3 protein-coding genes are annotated in these 2,605 nt (G+C 44.5%); all 3 read left to right on the top strand.

What is annotated here, in order from left to right; all coding sequences use genetic code 11:
- The first annotated feature begins 109 nt into the window (after positions 1–109).
- Genes A3842_RS08815 through A3842_RS08805 form a run of 3 tightly spaced genes read left to right on the top strand, consistent with a single transcriptional unit; the run spans position 110 to position 1,772 of the window.
- A complete protein-coding gene (locus A3842_RS08815; RefSeq protein WP_256701607.1) occupies positions 110–544 on the top strand; it encodes a sigma-70 RNA polymerase sigma factor region 4 domain-containing protein in 435 nt (144 codons plus the stop codon).
- A 29-nt stretch (positions 545–573) separates the two neighbouring features.
- On the top strand, positions 574–702 hold the full coding sequence (locus tag A3842_RS33270; RefSeq protein WP_244169865.1) for a hypothetical protein: 129 nt from the start codon (positions 574–576) through the stop codon (positions 700–702).
- A gap of 50 nt (positions 703–752) precedes the next feature.
- Positions 753–1,772, top strand: a complete 1,020-nt coding sequence (locus A3842_RS08805) for a serine hydrolase domain-containing protein (RefSeq protein WP_305953383.1) — start codon at positions 753–755, stop codon at positions 1,770–1,772.
- Positions 1,773–2,605: the final 833 nt, after the last annotated feature.

The following is a 2,605-nucleotide window of genomic DNA, read 5'->3' as shown; positions in this document are numbered from 1 at the left end:
TAAAAATAGTAATCATGTAAATTTATGTTTTTGATAGTTGTGGAATCTAGGGAATATTCTACGTGTTATATGAGGAGATAAATCAGCTGATCTATCCTATGCTTAACAAATGGAGGGATCGGGCCTGGGGGAACAGGCTGTGCTGGTTAATCTTTTGTGCAAAACTGAACATGGGGGAGTAGTCATGAGTACCTGTGAAGACGAGTTAGTTGAAACCTGCAGAAAACTGTTAAAACGCTCAGCTTGGAGAATCCAGTATAAGACTCGCATTCAACTGATAAGAGAGAGCAAACCGCTGTATGACAATCAGCTCTATGACAACAGCTTTGAGAGCCTGGTGATTTCGGAGCTGTTTGTTGACGAGCTTCTGGAAATGATTCCTTGGGAAAAATGCAGGTATATCATAAAAAAAACAGTGATTGACGGCATGCCAGAGCACGAGGTTGCGATCGAGCTACATATGACTCAACAGGGGGTAAGCAAATGGAAGCGGAAGGGACTAGAAATTCTGAAGGAATATCTCATCAATTCGTCGAGACTGTAAAAAAAGCACAAAATGGAGACAAAGCATCCATGGAGGATATTCTTAGCCTGTTCTCGGTAGATATCGAATATTTGTCTAAGTTCATCATGCTACCCCGCGAAGAGGCTATCCAGACCTTGAAGATCGAACTTATTAATATTGTATATCAGGATTTATAAATATAAAAAGCTGTCCGGAGCAATCCGGGCAGCTTTTTCGTTGTTACAGATTGTCCGCAGCCCAATTGGGGTATTATATCAACTGGTGGTATGATATCCCTTATGAAAGGGTGAACGGTATGAATCTGATGACATTAACTGCAGTTATTGCCCCTTTGCATTTGAGAAGCTGCCTGATCAGCCTCCAGGGCGAACTAAAATTTGAATATTATAGAAATGACAGCACAGCTACAGAGATTGCCAAGATCAATTCCTGTACCAAAAGTATACTCTCTTCGCTAATCTGCATCGCAATGGATCAAGGACTGCTCCCGGAGTCTTCATCGAAGGCAGCCGAATTTTTCCCGCAGCTGGGCCGGGATACAGATAAGCGCAAACAGGAGATCACGATTGAACATTTGTTAACCTTGTCCGCAGGTTTTCGCTGGACTGAATTTGGCGGTCAGAATTCCTTTCCGAAAATGACCCGCTCCCCAAATTGGGTAAAGTATGTACTGGAGCAGCCGCTCGCACATGATCCGGGCACACACATGGAATACAATTCCGGAATTTCGCAGATGTTATCGGCCATTCTGGTCCAAGCCTCAGGAATATCAACGGCACAGTTTGCCGAGCAATTTCTGTTCGGACCTCTTGGCATAGAGAAGTATCACTGGGAAACGGATCCTCAGGGCATCCACACCGGGGGGTTCGGGCTTCAGCTACGGCCAAACGACTTGCTGAAATTTGGGGAGCTTTTTTTACATGGGGGAGTATGGGAGAAGAAGCAGGTTATTTCTCGTAAATGGGTAGCGCGTTCAACGGCACCAGTAATCCTTGCCGAACCTCCCCGCCGCGGCGGGTATGGCTGGCATTGGTGGACTGACTCTTTTCCGTTAACTGCTACAGACGGAGGTCTGCCAACTGCCATGGATTATTATTACGCCCGGGGATACGCTGGACAGTATGTATATGTACTTCCGGAGATTGAGGCTGTCGTGGTTCTGACCCAAGACAACAAACGCGGCAAAAACAACCCGCCTGTTGATGTATTCCGTGAACACATTGCGCCTCTGCTTATTCAATACTAAATTCATAGGAACGCATAAATCCCCGTTCACCTTATAGCAAGGTAACGGGGACTTATGTGTTAACTCCTGTATGCACTTCAATCATTTCCTCCAAGTAACAACAAGCCATATCCCTGACATGGTGATTGTTCTCATATTCAAATTACCGTATTACCCGTTCTCTCCTGTCCGGAGTTATAATCCATGTCCTGCATATGGGGTGAATTCCCACGTACACGATTTCACGAAAAACGTTTTCACTGGCGTTTTCCCTGCTGTGAACATCGTATCCGTACGCTTCGCTAACCTTTTCTGGTGGAATCACGCTCTTTCTTCCGCAAGATCACTCTTGCTTGAATGAACAGCTTTTTCCTTCAATAAAGATTTGCTGTGGTTTCCCGCATCCCCACGGTCTGCCGAAAGATGTTGTCACATCCACCTCTCTACCCGCAGCCGATTCCGGCATGCTTCGCTAACTTAGTACATTGGATTCTCTCCTCTCCTACATTCATTGCTAAATTTAGGAATGAGACAGTCACCCTGGTAACCACTGACGTTTGCTTTTGTGGTTCCTGTGGTGATGCCTTTATTCTAGCGCATTATTGGTATAATTTAAAACTTCATAGAATTGTATTTATTCGCCTATTTCCCGATATACGGTGATTCCCATTCCTGGTCTTCCTAAATCTAAGTAAAGCTGCATATTTCGCAGTTTTGTAAGCGTTTTCGCATAAACTGAACTTTGAGCTACAGCAACGGCAATGCTGCCTGCCCTGCTAGGCTTTTTTTACTTTTAGTAAGTTGCGGGTGAATTGTATATAATTTCACATGTTCTATGTTATACTTGATAAAAG

It is taken from the genome of Paenibacillus sp. P3E (assembly GCF_001909045.1).
GTDB lineage: Bacteria > Bacillota > Bacilli > Paenibacillales > Paenibacillaceae > Paenibacillus_AQ > Paenibacillus_AQ helianthi.
This window is presented reverse-complemented; position numbering and strand designations above follow the sequence as displayed.

What these genes read in the sequence shown, in the direction of transcription:
- A3842_RS33270 (WP_244169865.1), top strand. Translation starts at nt 574, where the DNA reads ATGGAGGATATTCTTAGCCTGTTCTCGGTAGATATCGAATATTTGTCT.
- A3842_RS08815 (WP_256701607.1), top strand. Translation starts at nt 110, where the DNA reads ATGGAGGGATCGGGCCTGGGGGAACAGGCTGTGCTGGTTAATCTTTTG.